At 51.6% G+C, this 17,531-nt stretch carries 16 protein-coding genes; 5 read left to right on the forward strand and 11 right to left on the reverse strand.

Annotated features, from left to right (window positions below; all coding sequences use genetic code 11):
* Window positions 1-476 precede the first annotated feature (476 nt).
* Complete coding sequence (locus DKW72_RS13110) at window positions 477-1,316, reverse strand: alpha/beta hydrolase (protein WP_157960490.1); 840 nt, start codon at window positions 1,314-1,316, stop codon at window positions 477-479.
* A 183-nt stretch (window positions 1,317-1,499) separates the two neighbouring features.
* On the reverse strand, window positions 1,500-1,655 hold the full coding sequence (locus tag DKW72_RS16780) for a DUF6998 domain-containing protein (RefSeq protein WP_408631112.1): 156 nt from the start codon (window positions 1,653-1,655) through the stop codon (window positions 1,500-1,502).
* Window positions 1,656-1,872: 217 nt separating this feature from the next.
* Between DKW72_RS16780 and DKW72_RS13120 the strand changes: the two genes are divergently transcribed.
* The gene (locus DKW72_RS13120; RefSeq protein WP_111642835.1) at window positions 1,873-2,334 is read left to right on the forward strand and encodes a cupin domain-containing protein; all 462 of its coding nucleotides are present in this window, start codon (window positions 1,873-1,875) and stop codon (window positions 2,332-2,334) included.
* 42 nt (window positions 2,335-2,376) lie between these two features.
* On the opposite strand, the gene DKW72_RS13125 is transcribed toward DKW72_RS13120, so the two are convergent.
* Together DKW72_RS13125 and DKW72_RS16700 are read right to left on the reverse strand one after the other, a co-directional pair.
* Window positions 2,377-4,422 (reverse strand): ATP-binding protein, encoded by a 2,046-nt coding sequence (locus DKW72_RS13125; protein ID WP_111642836.1) that lies wholly within the window; start codon window positions 4,420-4,422, stop codon window positions 2,377-2,379.
* Between the two features lie 78 nt (window positions 4,423-4,500).
* Entirely contained in the window at window positions 4,501-4,893 is a 393-nt protein-coding gene (locus tag DKW72_RS16700; RefSeq protein WP_269777899.1) for an aldehyde dehydrogenase family protein, read from the reverse strand.
* Between the two features lie 120 nt (window positions 4,894-5,013).
* Here DKW72_RS16700 and DKW72_RS13135 point away from each other — a divergent pair, with 120 nt between their 5' ends.
* A complete protein-coding gene (locus DKW72_RS13135) occupies window positions 5,014-7,164 on the forward strand; it encodes a hypothetical protein (protein WP_198411345.1) in 2,151 nt (716 codons plus the stop codon).
* Window positions 7,165-7,253: 89 nt separating this feature from the next.
* On the opposite strand, the gene DKW72_RS13140 is transcribed toward DKW72_RS13135, so the two are convergent.
* From DKW72_RS13140 to DKW72_RS13150, 3 genes are all read right to left on the reverse strand, one after another.
* Complete coding sequence (locus DKW72_RS13140) at window positions 7,254-7,628, reverse strand: VOC family protein (protein ID WP_111642838.1); 375 nt, start codon at window positions 7,626-7,628, stop codon at window positions 7,254-7,256.
* A 90-nt stretch (window positions 7,629-7,718) separates the two neighbouring features.
* Window positions 7,719-8,189, reverse strand: a complete 471-nt coding sequence (locus DKW72_RS13145) for a hypothetical protein (RefSeq protein ID WP_111642839.1) — start codon at window positions 8,187-8,189, stop codon at window positions 7,719-7,721.
* Between the two features lie 249 nt (window positions 8,190-8,438).
* A complete protein-coding gene (locus DKW72_RS13150) occupies window positions 8,439-12,959 on the reverse strand; it encodes an NACHT domain-containing protein (protein WP_198411346.1) in 4,521 nt (1,506 codons plus the stop codon).
* Window positions 12,960-13,182: 223 nt separating this feature from the next.
* Here DKW72_RS13150 and DKW72_RS13155 point away from each other — a divergent pair, with 223 nt between their 5' ends.
* From DKW72_RS13155 to DKW72_RS16790, 3 genes are read left to right on the forward strand one after another with little or no spacing between them, the layout of a single operon-like run.
* Window positions 13,183-13,524: a transposase gene (locus DKW72_RS13155; protein ID WP_111642840.1), complete on the forward strand. Its 342-nt coding sequence runs from the start codon at window positions 13,183-13,185 to the stop codon at window positions 13,522-13,524.
* A gap of 32 nt (window positions 13,525-13,556) precedes the next feature.
* Window positions 13,557-13,733 (forward strand): IS3 family transposase, encoded by a 177-nt coding sequence (locus tag DKW72_RS16785; RefSeq protein WP_408631110.1) that lies wholly within the window; start codon window positions 13,557-13,559, stop codon window positions 13,731-13,733.
* Window positions 13,685-14,362 carry an IS3 family transposase gene (locus DKW72_RS16790; protein WP_408631111.1) on the forward strand — a complete coding sequence of 226 codons (678 nt, stop codon included), beginning with the start codon at window positions 13,685-13,687 and terminating at the stop codon, window positions 14,360-14,362. Before DKW72_RS16785 ends, DKW72_RS16790 begins: the two co-directional genes overlap by 49 nt.
* 67 nt (window positions 14,363-14,429) lie before the next feature.
* On the opposite strand, the gene DKW72_RS16410 is transcribed toward DKW72_RS16790, so the two are convergent.
* The 4 genes from DKW72_RS16410 to DKW72_RS13170 form a co-directional block, all read right to left on the reverse strand.
* Entirely contained in the window at window positions 14,430-14,870 is a 441-nt protein-coding gene (locus DKW72_RS16410) for a DUF6998 domain-containing protein (protein ID WP_198411347.1), read from the reverse strand.
* Between the two features lie 168 nt (window positions 14,871-15,038).
* Window positions 15,039-16,031, reverse strand: a complete 993-nt coding sequence (locus DKW72_RS16415; RefSeq protein ID WP_157960492.1) for a hypothetical protein — start codon at window positions 16,029-16,031, stop codon at window positions 15,039-15,041.
* Between the two features lie 616 nt (window positions 16,032-16,647).
* On the reverse strand, window positions 16,648-17,037 hold the full coding sequence (locus tag DKW72_RS13165) for a hypothetical protein (RefSeq protein ID WP_111642842.1): 390 nt from the start codon (window positions 17,035-17,037) through the stop codon (window positions 16,648-16,650).
* Between the two features lie 83 nt (window positions 17,038-17,120).
* Window positions 17,121-17,480: a hypothetical protein gene (locus DKW72_RS13170; protein ID WP_111642843.1), complete on the reverse strand. Its 360-nt coding sequence runs from the start codon at window positions 17,478-17,480 to the stop codon at window positions 17,121-17,123.
* Between the last annotated feature and the right edge of the window lie 51 nt (window positions 17,481-17,531).

Raw genomic sequence — 17,531 nt, forward strand, 5'->3', positions numbered from 1 at the left:
AACGAAAGCTGTGGTTCCGGGGAGCACAAGCACCGTGATAATGCGAGAGTGGTGGGTATGCTACTGATTTACTTGTATTTTTTTGTGTGACATGGCCGATTCGTCCATTTTCTTACGGAAAGTGCTACGGTCAGTCTACTCCGTTCAGCTTATTCTGGAATCACCTTACAAAGGATACGATATCCAAGGAGCCATTCATGAGCAAGTGCCATCGCTAACAGCAGCGGTATTGACGGAGGATGCTCATACTCCTTAAAGCTAATTGCTCTTGGGATAGATGGCGGCTGATACGTAACTGTTTAAGAATCACCTAAATACTCCAGCGTAAGTGAACCATGAGTATTCATAGATTCTTACGGAGTCGGGTACGAATTTCGTCCGACAGTTACCCGACAATGTTGTTTGTCGCGCCATATTCACCTGGTGCGCCTAATTCAAAGCCAGATGTTGCCTTTGGAAAACATATGAACGGTTTTTTAATTGTCATTGCCGAACAGCCAGTACAATCCCATAATAGATGATGCAGGAAATGCTGTTTCATGATTTGCAGAATCAACTACCGCGTTTTTTATAGTTAAACTGTTGTACTGACGACTTTTGAGTGCTTCATAAAGCTTGCGCGAATCGCTTACCATATCAAGCGTAAAACCCTCTCCCTTAAGCACTTCCAAGGATCCCACCGACAAATATACCTTCGCTTTCAAATCACTATTCGATTTTGCATATTCCTGCTCTAAGCGGAAAATATACTCGTCATCAAACCATAACGCAGGGCTAGCTAGTACGTAATTCGAAAACGTGTCAGGGTATTTCAGAAGTACATAGGATCCCCACAATGCGCCAAGTGAAACACCCACATAGGTTCTTTGATCTTTATCCGTGCTGTACGTACTGTCTATATAATTGAACACGTCGTTAGAAATGAAGTTATGGTAAAGGTCAGCCTCCCCCGACTCCCTTTCCCAACTTTCAGGTGTGGTCGGGGTAAAGTCTCTAAGCCTAGAGGTGTCCCTGTCTATACTCAAGTCTCTGGAAATCCCGACGACAATGACGTTCTTCATTCTTTCTGTCGCCATTGGGACTTGAACGGAACCTGCAACAACAGGAAACGTGTACCATGCATCAGTCAAATATACCACTGGATAACTAACGTTTTCCGAATAATCCTCAGGCAGCTTTATGTACAGCTGGTACTCGCGCTTGGTATTCTCGTCGATTAGTATTTTAGACTCCGTATTCGGCATTTGATACGGGCTAGCCGAGGCTATAGCACATGCGAATATGCCGCAGGCAATAACAATTCTCATCAAAATCATAAAAAATCCACTTTTCATTTAGATGATAGGTCTTTAAGCAGTTAATGCCGTAATCACCCGCTTGTCGGGCGCATTGCATCGTTAAACGGCTCTTGGCACGCGGTCAGCTTTAGCCACTGTACGGAGCTTGGCGATAGAGATCTGGAATTGACCATTGCTCGGAAGCCGGTTACCGTCGAATTGTTACCAGGAAAGCGCTCCTGGACAATTACAGATCTCTTCGAATGTTCCGTTGGACAGCATCTTGATGATGATTGCGTGTTGAGGCTGCCTTCGGAACGCTATTGATTTTGATTGAGTAGCTTTAATTATTACGACTAATACCGTCTTATAAGTTATGGTGTAATTAGGGGTGTCTCACTTGCCCTCATTTGCTACACCCTCGCCAGTTCAGTCTCCAATATTGCGCAGCCCTATTGTTTCAGTTGTAACAAAGATTGTCACGCCTTCAGGGTAGGTGCCAGAGGCACCGCGGTTGGCTCTTTCGAATCAGTTGAATTCGGTGCCGGCCAATGAATTGCAATACACCCCAGGATGACTGAACGGAGAGAAACCTATGTGCCTTCAAACCAAAGCAACCCTTTCGAAAGCCATATTCCCCCTCTTGTGCACGGGCGCCCTGTTGGGCACATTACCGGCTAGTGCCGGAGAGCCCGCGTTTATATGGCATCCCGATGACCGGGAACTCCAGTGGGGCCCCTGTCCCGAGTTTATGCCCGAAGGCTGTGGCCTCGCGGTTCTGCAAGGCGACCCGGCCGATCACAATGCGGACGTTTTCTTCCGTCTCCCCGGAGGAACCACGGCACCTCATCACTGGCACACTTCTGCCGAACGTATGGTGTTGGTGTCGGGAACGATGGAAGTGGATTACGATGGGCAGGAACCGGTGACGCTGAAACCGGGCACTTACGCCTACGGTCCGCCCAAGCTGCCCCATGTAACGCACTGCCGCTCCGAGGAAGACTGTCTGTTGTTTATCGCCTTTGAAAAGCCGGTGGACGCGATTGGAACTGAGTGACGCCGATCACCGGTATCCTGGCGCCAGCGCGGCGGGGTGCTGTCAGGTCTTCCATTTCACCGGCGCGCGCGGGTCGGGCTGGTAGGAGAAATAGGCGCCGGTGCGTATGGTGCGCTTGAGGTGCTCACCGAGATCCGAATGATGGCGGGCTATCCGGCTCAGGGCGTAGCGCAACGAGCGGGTGGCGCTGGTGCGTGCGCGCTCCAGGCCGTCGCCGACGGTCCGCTCCCGGCCGTTCAGACCAACGCCGCGGCAGAGTTCATCAACGAGAAACTGGCGATCGGCGCGCGCGAGTTCTGCGCGGTGAAAATCGTTGTTTTCCTCGGCCTCCGCGATGTCCTCTTCCGTTTCGACCAGGCGCTGCCGATAGGCCTCGCGAGCCCTGGAGTCGAACACCTCCAGCCCACATTGTGCATCCATCCGGGGAGCTCCCGTCGAGGAGTCGACGGGCAGTGCGCCGCGCTCTACCGCGACCAGGTCGAGGACGTGGAATTCCCGCCCCGGCTCCGCCATCAGGCGCTCCAGGTAGCGCATGCCGATCAGATCTTTCAGGCGGACGGTCTTGCCGCCGAAGGTGACCGTGCGCATATCCCCCTCGCGAGAGAAGACGCAGTGCTCGGGTGCTCGGTGCGCTTGGGCGGGCGCTGGAGGGCCGCCTTTGCGGGCCAGCTCCGCCCAGGGTTCGGCTTTGAGTTCTTCTAGCGCGCGGCAGGCGGCATTGAGCTCCAGTTCGGCCGTTTGGTGGTTGCCCGCCGCACGGTGCGCGGCGGCAAGCTCGACGCGCAGATTCGCGGCCTCAAAGGGCATGCGCAGCGAGACCCACTCTACAACGGCTTCGCCCAGAAGCCGGATGGCTTCACCGTGCTGACCGTCGTGCAGCGCCAGGCGGCCTTTGGCGGCGAGGGCCGAGTTCTGCAAGGTACGGCTCTGGTAGGTGAGGGCGATGTCCTCAAGGTCGGCGGCGGCCGTGCGTGCCGTGGGTTCGTCTCCCGCAGCCAAGGCGATGACGACCTGGGCATCGCGCAGGGGCGCCCGCTGCAGGCCCCCGGAGGGTGGGCGCTCCTTGGACGGAATATCAAAGGGCTGGTCGAGCGCGTCCTCGATCATGGCCTCGGCTTCTTCGACTCGCCCCTGGGCCAGTCGCAGCAACGCCAGGCCCGGCTGCGGCAGCCAGGCGTTCTGGTGCGCGGCCAAAAAGGCTTCTTCAGCCCCCACAAAATCGCCCTTGCGCAGTCGGGCGTTGCCCAGCTCGGTCAGGGGCCAGCCGTATTCCCGGCGCATCCAGGGGCGCAGCTCTTCGCAGGCGAGTAGTGCCTCCTGCTCGGCGGCGTCACAGGGCCCGCGCAGGCGCATGATTTCCGCCCGGTGTACCCGGCAGCGGCCGTGCAGGCCCCCGAACGCGGCCCCCTGGCGCCACCGCTCCATGGCCTCGGTCCACTGCTCGGCGCGATCGTGCTGACCGATCCACTGCATGGCACAGATCAGTTCGCACCACATCTGCCCGGAGGTCAGGGGGTCGAGGTTGCCGGCGCTCAATTCTACGGCCACCTCATCCAGGGCGCTGAGTCCTTCCTCAAGGTGCCCGTCGTGGATACGGACTCGGGCGAAAGCGACCTGGCCAATGATTGAGGGCGGACTCAGTCCATGCCTTTGCCCGCCTTCCATGGCCCGCTGTGCCCACTGTCCTGTCCCGGGCATGTCTCCGCACATCAGGCGCTCGTAGGTCCGCACGGCGGCCAACCAGGCCCAGACCGGGCTGTCTGGCGCCTCCTTCACCAGGCATTCCGCCCGCGACAACCAGGCACGCACGGTGGCCATCAGGCCCGTATCCATCATGAGGTACATGCCCACCATGACCGCAGCAAAGGCGGCGTCGTGGGGGCGGTCGTCTTCCAGGTGCAGGCGGTAGAGCTCCCCGTAGGCGGCCAGGGTGGCTTCCAGATCACCGGCGCCGTAAGCCGCCTGGGCCCGCAGTTCCAGCAGCTCGGCCGAGGGTGGCGCGGAAATTTCCGCGAGTAGCGCCTGGGCCCGGAAGAAATCGCCGGCGTTGAGGGCAGCCCGAATCGGCGATTGCGCCTTTTCCGTCATCGCTCGGTCCTCTTGTCGCGGTTATCACAAGAATTGTAGCTTCAGCGAAGGCGCGTGTCCTCATCAAGCAGTGTGTGGTTAGGGAAACAATACGCGGCCCAATGCAAAACCCAGCAGCGCTAGCCCAATAGGCGTTGCCGCTGCACCAATGCCAACAATAAACGCTCCAAATGTATCGTTTTTCATAATTTTCTCCTGTGTTTGTAAATAAAACTGGGCGATGATGCCGCGATTCAGGGGTTTGCCCATCTCGCGACTGAGCAGATGCCCCAGTTCCTTGGCGCGTTCGTCGAGCCGCTTCGCCGCACGCGAAAGCAATTCGGCCCGCTCCTCCAGGGATTGGTCACCCCAGCCGAGCGCCGCGCACAGGCGACAGTCTCGCCGATTTCTTCCCGGTCGCTCACCTGCAAATTGTGGTGACTCGGTGAGGGATCTCGGGGCCTCCGAGCGAAACAGTTCCTCATAGCCCAACCTTTCAAAAAAGCTATCGGCCGTTCGGAGGGCAGACGTTGCAGCGCCATCAGGACGCCGCTATTGACTCCGGCCCGCCATCTGATAGTCTTTCATACTATATGATGTCCGAGGTTTACTATGAAAATAAGATTGCTCCTATCCGGTTTCACTGTGTTCTGTGCCCTGCTCGCCACACCGGCCCTGGCTCAGAAGGTCTATCTCGCCTACGATAAAGACATGCCCCAGGCCGCCTATGCGGCGCGCAAGCTGGGCGAGGCCTTGGCTGAACAGGGCTACACCCTGCACCCGAGGGGCACCGGTTACGATTATCTCATCAGTCTGGCAAAGCACCCCGTAAGGCTGGATTCGGAGGCCTTTCAGATTCTCCCTGAAGACAAAGTGATTTCGGTATACGGGGGCGACGACCGCGGTATGATCTACGGCGCTCTGGCGCTGGTGGAAAGCCTGCAGGGCGGCACCCGCCTGGAGGAGGTGCAGGCCCGGGAAGAGGCGCCAGCGCTGGTGTTTCGCGGTATCAAGTACAACCTGCCCTGGGAGACCTATCGGCCCAGTTCGGCGCTCGATCAGCACTATGAAACTGCCCGCGATCTGGATTACTGGGAAGCCTTTCTGGACATGATGGTCGAAAACCGCTTCAACGTCATCAGCTTCTGGAACACGCACCCCTACACCTTCATGACTTCGCCAAAGAACTTTCCCGAGGCCAGCCCCTGGTCGGAGAAAGAGCAGGAAGAGTGGCGAGAGTTCTACCAGCAGCTGTTCGCCCTGGCGAAAGAACGCGGCTTGGACACCTACATTGTGCACTGGAGCATTTTTGTCAGTGAGGCCTTTGCCAAGGCTCACGATATGGCCGAGGAGAACTTCTACCCGCACTACTATGTGGAAGGCGAAACCTCTGAACTGGTGCGCCGCTATCTGCGGGAGAGCGTCAAGCAGGTGCTTGAGGAGTACCCGGACCTGGACGGCGTGGGCATTTCCCATGGTGAGGGCATGGCTGGCATGACGCCGCTGGAGCGTCAGGCCTGGATGGACGATGTGCTGATTGCCGGTATGCTGGAGGCAGACCGCCCGGTCAAGCTGATTCACCGGGTCCCCTTTTCTTCCGGCACCTCCTCCGACCCCGGTGTCAGCGAGGACGTCGAGCAGGTCACCCGCGCGGCTATGGAAAACCTGGGAGACAGTTTTGACGGTCCCATCTGGACCGAAATGAAGTTCAACTGGTCCCATGCTCACTCCACACCCAAGCTGGTGAAAGTCCATGGCGGCGAGCTGGGGGACACTTACTTCGATCCTCTGCCGGAAGACTACAAGGTCACCTGGATGGCGCGCAATGAAGACTTCTTCGCGCTGCGCTGGGGCGTGCCCTCCTTTATTCGCGAGCACCTGGCCCTCAACGCCCAGGCCAGTTACGTGGGCGGCTACTTTATCGGCTCGGAAACCTATATCCCGGCGCTGGATTACTTCACCGCGGTGGACGAGCCAGTGGACTGGGATTATGCCTTCGAGCGCCAGTGGCTCTGGTACAAGCTTTGGGGCCGGCTCCTGTACGACGCCCATACGCCGGATTCGGTGTTTCAGGACGCCTTCAATCACCGCTATGGCGAGCGGGCCGACAATCTGCTGAACGCCTACTCCTTGGCCTCCTCGACCCAGCTGCGCCTAGCCTCGCTGTACGACTCCACCTGGGATTTCACCCTCTACAGCGAGGGCTTTCTGGCGCTTCAGGGCGATTACACCCGCTACATTTCCGTTGACCAGTTGATTGATCGCCCCACCCTGGATCCGGACTATGTGTCGGTGGCCGACTATGTGCAAACCCGTCGCGATGGCGGCTCCTTCGGTGTGGAGCGGATCACGCCGCCGATCCTGAGCCAGCAACTGGAGCGCGACAACCGCGAAGCCCTGCGCCTGGTGGAAAACATCGACGTATCCGAAAGCGCTTCACTCATGTACGAAGTGGCCGACGTAAAAACCTGGGCCAACCTGGGCCTGCATCTGGCGGAAAAACTCAAAGGCGCGGTGGCCCTGCAGAACTTTCGCCTGAGCGGTGATGTCGACTACCAGCAGGCGGCCATAGCGCACCTGGAGCAAGCCCTGGCGTACTGGGATAAGGTGATCGAAATCACCCGGCCGATCTATAAAGATATGCCGCTGACCCATTACAACCACAATTTCTTTGAAGCCAACGAGGACAATCTCTTCCACTGGGCGCTGATTCGCGACGAAGTGGCCGAGGATATTGAAATCGCCCGGAAGGCCAGCCCTTGACGCTTGCGCATACTGGCGATTGAGCTCTGCCTGAGTTCAACGGGTACTTTGGGTGAGGTACGAGTGGACCTGCTCCACATAACAGTTGATTATGTGTCATCACTTTCAGTTACCAGATGGATGATGTTTGAAGGGCTGGAGACCCAGAACCCCCTGAAACCATGAGGCAAATCCTCGATTTCATCACGACGGATGCAGCCATTATCTTCAAGGTATCGGGCTGCACCATCACAATCACTCGTAACTAATTCGAGCCAAATCTCCGCCTGGCTCAATGAAGGGACTTTATCGATCCAAAGAACCTTTCCTCCGAACTCGAATCTCGCAGATTTGGTACTACTCGAGGCAGGTTCCTGGATTGGCTGGAGCCCGATAACGTCGCGATAAAACGCAACAGTATTCTCGTACTCATGCACAGGCACCTTCATCGCGATATTCTTTCCGGGCTCAAACTTTGGTGACATCTACCAACCTCCATGGTGCGCTGATCATGGCCTGCTAACGCCCAAATATGCGGCGCCCGACGCGTGAAACGCGCGTATAAAATTTGCTTGCTACATGCCCATTCTCGGATCACAATCCGTAATGTGGCGGGTACCATCGTGCGCTTGAACTTCCATTTTGTGTCGCCCAGGAGTGAAGGTATAGACAGCACGATCATACGACCAGTCATAGGATGGGTCATCCTTCGTACCCCAGTTAACTTTCTTCCACTCTCCGACAAAGAGACAAACCACGAAGTAACTTTTAAATTTCTCTGAATCTATACCGTCTGAGTAATGTGCAACAGTCAATGTATTTAGCTGAGGAGCGCTCACAGCTTGCTCAAACTGAAACTCACCAAAGTTAGAGCGGACATAGAGGTTCAGCATGTTTCCCTCGCTGATATCTGCGTCTATATGGATATCCCCTGCACTGACTGGGCCCTCGGACACAAGTGATACGGACCTCCAGTTCGGCTGGAACGTTTCAGTAGCCCAACTCAGGGTGCAGATCAAAAGTAACGCCAAGCTAAGATATTTCATAGTGATTCCATGTAACGCCCGCCACAAGCGGCCGAGTGAAACGAGGTCCGGCGCACGAAGTGCGCGAACTTGATGGCTGGTTAGATGGAAATTTCGCAACGTAAGTTCTGAGGCTGCTTTCAGCCAAAAAGCGGCAGTCAAGGATCAAAACTGAAATACGCTTTCCACACCTAAAGGCCATAGCTGGTTCAGAGCTTCCATCGACTGTATTCTTGACGCAGTCCAGCGGTCTGCTGTAAGACGTATGCGTTATTCCTCTTTACGAAAATGCAAACTCCCAACGGGACGCTCATTTTCCAGCCAATAGACGCCGCTATAGACCAAGCGGCCAAAGAACTCGCTCGATCCCAAATCTGAAGAAAAAAGCTGTTTTTCTCCTCCAATGAGCCATAGAATCTTCAGATTATTCTTTGCCATCCATTCGTTCAGTGCCTCTGTTTGCATCAAGGCGTAGCTTGGCCCGTACTCTTCAACGCTGGGGTCGGTGAAAATGATATCTTCTCCCACCCTCCAGTTTCCGAACTCATTTGGCACCCTTTCCATTCCAAGTTCATTGACCAGTTCCTTGGCCGGTAGGTAAATGCACAAAGTTTCTTCTATGGAATGATCGAAGTTTCCCCGCTCCCAGAAATATTCAGATACAGGGACGATGTGTTTTGCGGGAATAAGACCATGAAAGTTAGACTCTACATCCTGCCAATTGGATAGCTGGTCGTAAACCGGATGCCAAGGATATTCACCTAAGAAACCATCGCTGACTTTCGGAATCGAGACAGTATGGGGATCAATCAAACTTTCTTTGAAAGTCTTTATTTTTACTTTATTGAAATCATCTTCACTGACTATGATGGAATTTATCCTGAACCAGCAATCAAGTCGAGGAGCCTTTTTATCCTCTTCCGACTTCCCTTGTTTTTGCGACCAAAATCCCCTTACAACATACCATTCTTGATCTTTAGCAGATTTTCTCGCGGTGAGGAGTTGAGAAAAATCCGGTAGATTTTCCTGATCCCATAGATAGGCTTTCTGATCCTCTAACTCTTGCAAATGATCGATAGGAAAGCGGTAGGGTTGCCACCACGTCGTCTGTTCATTGTGGAATGTCCGATACTCGCTGCTCTTTCGAAGCCAGTTCGTGGGATCAATGTCACGCCTGTAGAGTTGCCATGGCCCATAATAAACTCGATCTTCAAGATCACTATACCTGCGATCGATCCAGTGCATATTGTCTGATAAGTAAGCAAGAAATTCATAAAACCCTATCCATTGATATTTCTTGCCGACGCGCTCCATTGCACTCGCAGCGGACCCGTAACCGCGCCCGCGCGAACAGGAACGTTCAAACGATGAGAACAGTTCTTTATTCCATCCCAATTCATAGGCGCGTTTGCATACCCAGCGCTGCGCCCATTTACGGCTAAAGGCCGCAGGTCGATCATTAGCGAGGCCGGTTAGCCACCGTAAATACTCCTTCCCTTGACTATCGAGATTTTCTCTAATTCTGTCCAATAACGCTTCGCGTTCATCCCTTTTTTTTCGAATATTTTCATCAGAAGACTGCTCGTACTCAACTTCGCCTTTTACTTGAGCCAGCCACTTTTTGATATCGACAGGCTCTCGTTTCTCCGGCCCGATAAATGCGAGAAACTCCTCTTTAAGGTCACCATCGAGAAACTCTTCGGCAAACCGAACCTTTAGCTCGTAGCCATTTTGAATCTCATCTTGATCGATAGGTGTTGAAGACCAATCATGAACACAGCTCATTGTGTAGTTCCCAAAATCGCCTGGAAATCCCATCAATGAACTCTTGATATCTGAATAATCCTCATCAGCTGAGAGCTCGTCTATCTCCTCTTTCGTTGGATTGTCCAAGGGCCAGGCACTACTATACGGAGGCCTGAATGATCGAGGGTCTATTCCCTCAGGCAACACGCCTTTCGAGAGCGCCCGTTCGAGTATGCCCCTGGCATAATCCCTGAGAAGGATGTGAGGAGTAGGGTGCCCGTCCGCGAAAAGTTTGACGAACACAAGCTTTGCAATTTCTGTAATAACAGTATCTTCCTCAATATTGCATACGGCGCCGTAAATAGCGGCGTATAGCCTCTCAACAAGATATAGATCGTTAACATCACAAAAATCGGAAAACAGGCCTTCGATAATCTGGGGCCTTTCAACAAACAGGCGCACGAGCGACTTAGTGGCGCAGTCTCTTACCTTGCGGTTCGATGTTGTCATAAACCACAACAAAACAACCGCGCACAGACGAACTCGCTCATCTTCGGCATCGCGAATATTACCGAAACAAGCCCATTCAATTAGTGTCCGCTCAGTCGATTCATGCCCATCCTCTTCTGAGCTATCTCCCCTCGCAATGCGGATAGACCAGAAATGGTCACGCTCCGCAATCTCTTTGTTTATCAAGTTTCTATGAAGAAGCTCGGCATTCCAGGGATGGTCGGGTTCGGTAGAAAGCTTAAGCAGAATATCTAATGCCGGACTCGAATATTCCGTATTACCGACATTTTTGTTCAAAATTTCTAGCGTTCTATAAGAAAATGAATCCGGTGAGCGCCAGAGAACAGTATTTTCAAATAGTTCACTGATTTCCCAAGGTGAAAGTTCAACTTCTTCGGGTATCAGATCAGTGAGTTCAATCTGGAACTTCTCGGCAATAGCGATGAACAAGGCCTCAACTATACCGGCAACCTGATAGACGCCTCGATCTCTCAATATCTGGCCAAGAGGCTCCTCTTCATCAAACATCGTTGCGACGGTACTGCTATCATGGTCGCCGAGTATCTGCCGGGCCACGAGCACGTCACTAAACCGTTCATAGGTATAACGTATGACGGGATGGCCGTACTTATCGTCTTCGTAGGAAATATCTTCGGCAAGGACGCCTTCATGCAGAAGAAGACTGAAAAGATCATCTCCGCCCTTTTGCGGAGCGATATCAAAGCCATTAATGAGCTTACGTGCATCACCGATAGGAATTCCCGAGAGATGATCGGGATAAAGCCTCGAAGAAAATCCGAGCAACGAGTTCTGCACTATTTTTTCCGCAGGGTTGTACTGCTTCCTCACTGCAATCGTTTTTTCAACGCTTTCCAGGTAAAACTCGAATAACTGTGTCAGTCCGCTTAGCCCCTTGGGAAACGAGCTCTGCCCGGAGCTTCTGAGAGCTTTACAACAGGTTTTCAGAAAAAGCGGATTTGAAAATTCCGGCGCAAGAATAGGTGTACTAGGCTTGGAAATCCCCTGCGCAGAGAGATACTTCTCTGCGGCGCGGTGCTCAAACCCCTGGAACCCCTGATGATGAATCTGAACGAGACAATTCTTATCGACACTATCCGGGAACATATACCGGCAATAGGTTGAACGGCAGCTAATCAGAAGCGAGATATTTTCAAACCTTGAGATATCGGACAAAAAGCCTCTTATAAAGTCCCGCCATTGATCGCGGCACGGCCCTTCATTAATGGCATCAATGACGATCAGTGCCCGGCATTTTCCGGCCTCTCCGGCTGCATCGATTGCCCCTAAAACCTGATTATTACTAAATTGATGTAAGTCGAGACTTTGCCTCACAAAATCAAGGGGGTTTCCGCCGCCGTACTGTGCCCCGAGTAAAAAAATAGTTGGCAGAGTCTCATCCGCCCTGTGAAGCGACAGATCACATAGAAGGTGTGATTTCCCAATTCCCGCTTCGCCGTGGAGGAGTGCTGCCCCTACTTCGTAAGCTTGCGCTTTACGAGATTGAAGAAAACTTTCAATTTCTCTGAGAAGGCTGTAAAAGCTTCCGGAATAGTGACGGAAGTCTCTGCTGCCAGACTCTTCCTTAAACCTCTTCCCTTCGATCAGGTCGCGAAGGTCACTAAACGGCTGATCTATATTTTGCAGTGCCTCTTTCAGCACGTTCAGATCGTATCTGGCAGGTCGATTCTGCAGCCAAGCCGTTAGTAGCGCCATAAATGCAGTATACGCGCTCTCTAGCCCGGTCAGATCAATTCCACTAGCATCTTCAATCTTTTCGCTAGTGACAAACCGGATGAACTGGTCATACTGTTCTTCAAGTTCTGCTTTCTGTGCTGAAATTTCCGACCACCAGCCATCATTGGCGCAAAGCCCGTCAAACTGCCTGGCAATCGGTAAATCTACGTGAAACTCAGGCGTGAACCGGTCACCCAGAGTTTCCCTACTCTTTAGAGCCAGATGGCGAAGAGTCTCTGAGCGCAGGGCCGGCTCGTTAAACCAATAAAGACGCCGTCCTGAATATCTGGGATCATCAATGGCGAGCATGGCCGTAATTTCATGCTTGCCCCAAAACTCAAGCGCTATCGTTCGTCCAGCCGCTGTAGCAGATGCAGTCCACTTCTCAACGCGCGCCCTCCACTCATCCTCCACCGACGTAACCTTCTTACCGCCTTTGCCGGTCTTTCTACTATCGGTCTTATCGAGCGGCAAACAAACAACATAGGTGCTCATATTAGGATGCTTGGACAGGGCTGTTTCAAATGACTCATCAAGCTGGCCCCAGCGAGAAGAATTCATTTCTCCCGTGAAGTACTTGGCTTGCCAGCAAATTTCACTGTCATCGTTCAAAATCCAGTAGCACTCGACCCCTGCATCCCCGCCTGCGCCCTCTTTTCTTACGAACCTCTTAGCGTTTTCCGGCTTTTCTAAATGCGCTAACTGGCAAACCAGCTCCTCAAAGCCGGAGTTCTGGCTACCGTCAAAAGCGCGAATATTTGTAAAGTTAATCTCTATCATTGATTCTTAAATCTTCTCGGGGTTTCGTTAAATTCAAGTTCTGAGAATTCTGAGTGAATTCTGTGCGAAGTTTGCTTGATTGCGTCCGCTTTGGTCGAAAGTAGCTGTTTGCGATTGAATCTGGCTTCCATCTAACGCCCGCAGCACGGGAAAATTTGTAGCGCAGTGATCTTGCACCCTAAAAATTGACACTTGGCTTCACCCAAACCACTGGAGACCCAAGATGCCTAGAACCTTAAGCAAAGAGTACGACAGCTACACCAACGAGTTCAAGCGCTTAGCAGTAGCATTGAGCCACCATCCTGATATTCAAGCCTTAGAAGTAGCGGATAGGCTAGCTATACATCCCGTGATGCTATATCGGTGGAGGATGGAGATGAAGAACGGCGACATACCTGGAGAGCCTGAGATTGAAGACCCTCGGGTGGAGACTGATCTGATTAGGGCCAATCAGGAAATCAGGCGACTGAAGAAGGACCTTCTGGAGACTCAGAGGGAGCGTGATTTCCTAAAAAAGGCCAAACGCTTTTTTCGGCTACCAAAAGACAAGTCTTCTCGTTCATAGATCAGAACCGCAGCGAGATACCGGTCATCTGGATGTGTGATCGCCTGGGAGTGACGCCAGGCGGCTACTATGCATGGAAAAAGCGAAAAGCGAGTAAGCGCCACAAGGCGGACGCAGAGCTTTTGAAATTGATTCGTAGAGTCCATAGAGGGCGCCGTCGGTGCTATGGAAGTCCAAGAGTCTATCAGGCGCTCCGAAAGATAGGGTAACCTGTAGCCGGCGCCGCGTCGCTCGTATAATGCGAGAGAACGGCATCAGAGCTACTGTCGTAGGCCTTTATCATCGTAACCCTAAGCGTCACAACCACTACCGGCGAGTTAGCAATGTGCTTGCTACTGCTCCTAAGCCGACAAGACTAAACGAACAATGGGTGGCGGACTTCACCTATCTCAAAACCAAGAAAGACAGCTGGGTATATTTGTCGACTATTATGGATGCCTATTCACGCAAGGTCGTGGGCTGGTCTATCTCGAAAACACGAGACTCCACGTTCACATGTACTTCTCTCGCGAAAGCAGTTCGAAGCAGAAAACCACGATCTGGAGGGATATTCCATACAGACCAAGGCATTGAGTACGCTGCCTCTGAGTTCCAGTCAGCTGTCAAAAAAGCCACCTTTGTTCCGAGCATGAGTGGTCGCGGCCGATGCCTTGACAACGCCATGGCTGAGTCACTCTTCCATACCTTCAAAACGGAGTCTTATTACCAAAGACGATTTCTAGATATAGGCGATATCCGAAAAGAATTTGTTGACTATGTCGACTTCTATAACAATGAAAGGCTACACTCTTCTCTGGACTACTTGTCACCCAAGGAGTTCGAGGAGCGATTAAGTTGAGTGTCAATTTTATGGGTGCAAGATCACAGCGGAAAATTTGTCCCGGTGCCTGCGATTGTTATGCCATTCACACTAAAAGGGTGATTCGCGCAGATGGCTCGGTTGGTAGTCGCGCCTTTGTGCAATGGTGGTTTCCATTAGATGTCTCGCATCTTGCGACTGACTTAGAATCAAGTCGATACACGATGTACTCGGATTCTTCGTGCTCTGGTCTAAGAACGCTCTCTGGCCCAAGCACAACAAACGCTTCTTCGTATCGGCTCGGGTCGCCGAGATTAACCGTAGTGGATTTTCCTCCATGATACTTTATCTGAACGAGTGCGCTGTTTAGCCTTCCGTCGTGCCCTTGCTCTCTAAGATTACTTTCTAGTTCTATGCCGAAGTGACTCGCACACAGGAATTCACCAATATCTCCAAGAATCCGATCCGATCGAACCACACCCGCCCGCTTTAGCTTTTGAACTGCCGCCTTGAAATCTTTAATTGCTTCAGCTTGTTCTGGATTCATCACATAGCCATCCGTCAGGCATAACGCTGCCAACACGCGCAGCTTTGTAGTGGAGGCGAAGCCGCAACGGAAAAGCTGTCGCTGTGCTTGGCCTGGTTAGGCATTGATAGCACTCTGATGCGAAAGAAATTTATGCTAGGGCATTTAGGAATACCGATAAATAATAATTTATTTCAATCGCTTATTTAACGGATCATGAGGTCTCGGCTGCGTTCCGCGGAAAAACTGAGTAGGAGTCTTTTCTCTCTCTAACCCCTCAAGTTTCCAAGAAAACTTGTATCCAAATGCCTCTTGGGTCCAGCCATCTCCGCCATGAACATAACTCGGCGCCCAAACTGTTGGAGGCGCAATAATATAAGGCGTATAAGCTTCAATCGTTACTTTCTTTTTCCCGGTAGAAGCCGGAAATATTAAACCCTCAGTTTTCGGGTCGGCAAATCTAATTAAAACCTGCTTATCTGAAAATGGGCAAATTCGAACGCATGTACAGATTGATCCCACGGTCGTTGTACTTTGAGATACGCGCCTGATTACTTCCACCAATAACTTTTCGAATTTGCTTGGCGATTGCAAGCCTTTTTTTGCTAGATTCTCCATCGCCCATTTGGACTCTTCATTCGCTATATTGGGAGTGGTCTGCAGCATAAGTTGCCGGTGCCAAGCCCATGAATGCTTCCCACAATAGGTTTTTAACCGTCCTGGATTGCTCTGATCAGATACCATTTCACAGTGAAAAGGTCGGTGGCGTCTTCTTCGGCGATCGTACATCCAACCTACTATATTGAAGAACTGTGGCCCGGCTTTATGTTCGACACGAATGAAGCGTCTATACGCATCTTCATAGTCATTTTTAAGACGACGCAACGCTTCGTTGATTCCCGACCACTTGAAGGATCCATCAGCCAAGGAACATATAGATGCATACTCCTTTTCCCTCTGACCCAGAAGCGAGTTTGTAATCCAAGTGTCTGTTGGCACACCGTCAATGAAGGCAAGGCCGCTATACCCTATAGCAACGATTGCATCCTTCGCCCGAAACACAACGGTTTTATTGGAATGCGTGTCAAAAGGTTGATACGTCACTCCACGACGCCTTGTCACCAGACGGTCGCTCACATGGAAGGCATGGTTAGGGGCAATCGCGCCAAGTATTAGTGTCATAGTTTCTGCAGGTTACTACTCAAGTTGGATTCCGACAGCCTAATGCCGTGTACAACGGCAGTTTTTAAGTTGTGGCTTTGTGGGTTACTTTTGCGCAGCAAACTCACAAAGCCGCGACTTAAAAACTGTCCAGCGCACGAAGTGCGCGGGTTGATACACTTTGCTACATGTTTGATACGCCTACGCTTCGAGTCTTTATATGACCAATAAAGTACCGTAAAGAAAGTATTCGATATCGAAGAAGTAGTATCAGGGCAGAAAACGCCCCAACCAACGTAATCGTATTTTCCAGCTGTCTAAGCTCAAACGCCAGAACTAGGATTCCATAAAGAGAAGCAAAAAACAAAATTGAAATTAAAGCCCACTTTCCGGAGGCCATTTCTTTCCTGTCATCGTACGTCTCAACTAGATAATGTTTGCAACTAGGGCATATTAGAGACTTTTTCGTGTCACGCCAATCTTCACAAATCCTACTTTTCTCATCGAATAAATTTCCGCAATTGCCACACTCATATTTCTTCATAGCATTCACATGTAACGCCGCGTACAGAGGCGCGAGCTTGCGAGCGTCCTGCCGCCGCTTGCGGCGGCGAACTGGTACGCTTGGTTAAGGATCTTATGAAAAATCCCCCGAATTTAGAACCACATACAAATTATACATTAGCACCAAGAACATAAACGTTATGCCAAACAAGAACGGCAAGTAATTCGAAATCTTGTTGATCTCCTTTTGGAAGAATTTTTCAATTTGACGATCCTTCTCAGTTCGGTTTTTGCCAAATCGATATTTATCCATAGCTTTAGGTCTAGAGACTAGAATCTGAGAACTGACTAGCCCCATCATAAGAAACGAAGCAACGGACGCGACAAGTGCTTTTACTCCGGTTAAAGATAGGCAAGCCAGGCCAAAGCTGAAGAAAAAAAGTCCAACGAATTCATTCTGTTTCTTCGTCCATGGCTCCAATTGTTCTTTGTACTTTTTAAGATTCTCTACTACTTCGTTCATCTATTCTTATCCTTAACGCCGCCAGCAAGAGCGCTGATTTTTAGCGTCGCCTTGGCTGGCCTTGTTAGCGCAGCATTGTATTCTCATACTTTATCGGCGAATAGGTCTAGGCTATTCAAACAGCGCTTGACCTGTTCATCACATTCGGATTGGCTCGCCGCCACAGATATGCACACGACATAGTCTCGTTCGTTATTCTCACTTTTCCTTACCTGAATATCCGCATTTAAGTCAGCAAAATAATGGGGTAACTCTTGGGGAAACAGCTCCAGTCTTCGCTGAACTTCCTCAGCTGTAAGTTCCTCCCGGAGCGGGTTATCAAGACTTGGGCCATTGTACTTGTAGTACGGGCTATAGCAGTACGATTTCATTGTGAGTTCCTCTATAGCGCTAACGCCCGGCTCACGCGCCGGTTTGGAGCCGTGGACCTGCACCACTTTCACGGACACTCTTTGTGCAGTAGTTGATATTCATTGGGTGACACGTAGTTCAGG

It is taken from the genome of Marinimicrobium alkaliphilum (assembly GCF_003259155.1).
GTDB lineage: Bacteria > Pseudomonadota > Gammaproteobacteria > Pseudomonadales > Cellvibrionaceae > Marinimicrobium_A > Marinimicrobium_A alkaliphilum.

What these genes read in the sequence shown, in the direction of transcription:
- DKW72_RS13165 (WP_111642842.1), bottom strand. Translation starts at nt 17,037, where the DNA reads ATGAACGAAGTAGTAGAGAATCTTAAAAAGTACAAAGAACAATTGGAG.
- DKW72_RS13120 (WP_111642835.1), top strand. Translation starts at nt 1,873, where the DNA reads ATGTGCCTTCAAACCAAAGCAACCCTTTCGAAAGCCATATTCCCCCTC.
- DKW72_RS13150 (WP_198411346.1), bottom strand. Translation starts at nt 12,959, where the DNA reads ATGATAGAGATTAACTTTACAAATATTCGCGCTTTTGACGGTAGCCAG.
- DKW72_RS13140 (WP_111642838.1), bottom strand. Translation starts at nt 7,628, where the DNA reads ATGTCACCAAAGTTTGAGCCCGGAAAGAATATCGCGATGAAGGTGCCT.
- DKW72_RS13135 (WP_198411345.1), top strand. Translation starts at nt 5,014, where the DNA reads ATGAAAATAAGATTGCTCCTATCCGGTTTCACTGTGTTCTGTGCCCTG.
- DKW72_RS13110 (WP_157960490.1), bottom strand. Translation starts at nt 1,316, where the DNA reads ATGATTTTGATGAGAATTGTTATTGCCTGCGGCATATTCGCATGTGCT.
- DKW72_RS16785 (WP_408631110.1), top strand. Translation starts at nt 13,557, where the DNA reads ATGTGTGATCGCCTGGGAGTGACGCCAGGCGGCTACTATGCATGGAAA.
- DKW72_RS13125 (WP_111642836.1), bottom strand. Translation starts at nt 4,422, where the DNA reads ATGACGGAAAAGGCGCAATCGCCGATTCGGGCTGCCCTCAACGCCGGC.
- DKW72_RS13145 (WP_111642839.1), bottom strand. Translation starts at nt 8,189, where the DNA reads ATGAAATATCTTAGCTTGGCGTTACTTTTGATCTGCACCCTGAGTTGG.
- DKW72_RS16415 (WP_157960492.1), bottom strand. Translation starts at nt 16,031, where the DNA reads ATGACACTAATACTTGGCGCGATTGCCCCTAACCATGCCTTCCATGTG.
- DKW72_RS16410 (WP_198411347.1), bottom strand. Translation starts at nt 14,870, where the DNA reads ATGAATCCAGAACAAGCTGAAGCAATTAAAGATTTCAAGGCGGCAGTT.
- DKW72_RS13155 (WP_111642840.1), top strand. Translation starts at nt 13,183, where the DNA reads ATGCCTAGAACCTTAAGCAAAGAGTACGACAGCTACACCAACGAGTTC.